Origin of the sequence: Massilia sp. YIM B02763, assembly GCF_030412015.1 — a bacterium.
In the GTDB taxonomy this organism is placed as follows: domain Bacteria; phylum Pseudomonadota; class Gammaproteobacteria; order Burkholderiales; family Burkholderiaceae_D; genus Telluria.
Map to the genome: position 1 here is coordinate 1 of NZ_JASNRD010000049.1, position 2,358 is coordinate 2,358.

Annotated in this window: 1 rRNA gene; it reads right to left on the reverse strand. The window is 51.1% G+C overall.

Annotated elements, in window-relative coordinates:
• Positions 1–2,302: ribosomal RNA gene (locus QPK32_RS26370) — 23S ribosomal RNA — on the reverse strand; the annotation flags it as partial.
• Positions 2,303–2,358 lie beyond the last annotated feature (56 nt).

The following is a 2,358-nucleotide window of genomic DNA, read 5'->3' on the forward strand; positions in this document are numbered from 1 at the left end:
GGTCGGAACTTACCCGACAAGGAATTTCGCTACCTTAGGACCGTTATAGTTACGGCCGCCGTTTACTGGGACTTCAATCAAGAGCTTGCACCCCATCATTTAATCTTCCAGCACCGGGCAGGCGTCACACCCTATACGTCCACTTTCGTGTTTGCAGAGTGCTGTGTTTTTATTAAACAGTCGCAGCCACCAGTTTATTGCAACCCTTTCACCCTTCTGCAGTAAAGCAGTCAAGCTACCGGGGCGTACCTTATCCCGAAGTTACGGTACCAATTTGCCGAGTTCCTTCTCCCGAGTTCTCTCAAGCGCCTTAGAATACTCATCTCGCCCACCTGTGTCGGTTTGCGGTACGGTCTCGTATGACTGAAGCTTAGAGGCTTTTCTTGGAACCACTTCCGATTGCTTCGCAGCATAAAGCCGCTCGTCTCGACCCCTTGAATCACGTGCCCGGATTTGCCTAAGCACCTTCTATGAGTCAAAAACCAACTATTCCAACAGTTGGACAACCTTCCGCGATCCGTCCCCCCATCGCATCATACGACGGTGCAGGAATATTAACCTGCTTCCCATCAGCTACGCATCTCTGCCTCGCCTTAGGGGCCGACTCACCCTGCTCCGATGAACGTTGAACAGGAAACCTTGGGCTTTCGGCGAGAGGGCTTTTCACCCTCTTTATCGCTACTCATGTCAGCATTCGCACTTCTGATACCTCCAGCATCCCTTACGAGACACCTTCGCAGGCTTACAGAACGCTCTCCTACCATATGTCAAAGACATATCCGCAGCTTCGGTGACTGGCTTAGCCCCGTTACATCTTNTGATCTCGATGCAAGCAAAGAGAAAAATATCCGCAGCTTCGGTGACTGGCTTAGCCCCGTTACATCTTCCGCGCAGGACGACTCGATCAGTGAGCTATTACGCTTTCTTTAAATGATGGCTGCTTCTAAGCCAACATCCTGACTGTTTTAGCCTTCCCACTTCGTTTTCCACTTAGCCAATCTTTGGGACCTTAGCTGGCGGTCTGGGTTGTTTCCCTCTTGACGCCGGACGTTAGCACCCGACGTCTGTCTCCCAAGCTCGCACTCATCGGTATTCGGAGTTTGCAATGGTTTGGTAAGTCGCAATGACCCCCTAGCCATAACAGTGCTCTACCCCCGATGGTGATACTTGAGGCACTACCTAAATAGTTTTCGGAGAGAACCAGCTATTTCCAGGTTTGTTTAGCCTTTCACCCCTACCCACAGCTCATCCCCTAATTTTTCAACATTAGTGGGTTCGGACCTCCAGGGCGTGTTACCGCACCTTCATCCTGGCCATGGGTAGATCACCTGGTTTCGGGTCTACACCCAGCGACTGTCGCCCTATTCGGACTCGATTTCTCTACGGCTCCCCGATCTGGTTAACCTCGCCACTGAATGTAAGTCGCTGACCCATTATACAAAAGGTACGCCGTCACCCCACGAAGAGGCTCCGACTGTTTGTATGCACACGGTTTCAGGATCTATTTCACTCCCCTCCCGGGGTTCTTTTCGCCTTTCCCTCACGGTACTGGTTCACTATCGGTCGATTACGAGTATTTAGCCTTGGAGGATGGTCCCCCCATCTTCAGACAGGATTTCTCGTGTCCCGCCCTACTTGTCGTACGCTTAGTATCACCGGTCTGATTTCGTGTACGGGGCTATCACCCACTATGGCGCCTGTTTCCAAAGGCTTCCACTATCAATCCGACTATCACGTACAAGGCTCATCCCATTTCGCTCGCCACTACTTTGGGAATCTCGGTTGATTTCTTTTCCTGCAGCTACTTAGATGTTTCAGTTCGCCGCGTTCGCTTCACATACCTATGTATTCAGTATGAGATGACCTAAAAGGCCGGGTTTCCCCATTCGGAAATCTGCGGATCAAAGCTCGTTTGCCAGCTCCCCGCAGCTTATCGCAAGCTACTACGTCCTTCANTCCGGATTTCGTGTACGGGGCTATCACCCGCTATGGCTGCCATTTCCAGAGCATTCCACTATCCGATCGACTATCACGTACAAGGCTCATCCCATTTCGCTCGCCACTACTTTGGGAATCTCGGTTGATTTCTTTTCCTGCAGCTACTTAGATGTTTCAGTTCGCCGCGTTCGCTTCACATACCTATGTATTCAGTATGAGATGACCTAAAAGGCCGGGTTTCCCCATTCGGAAATCTGCGGATCAAAGCTCGTTTGCCAGCTCCCCGCAGCTTATCGCAAGCTACTACGTCCTTCATCGCCTGTAATCGCCAAGGCATCCACCATGTGCACTTATTCACTTGTCCCTATAACGTTGGCCCCTGCAGTCTTTCCGAAGGAAAGACGAGAAGGGAACGTCATA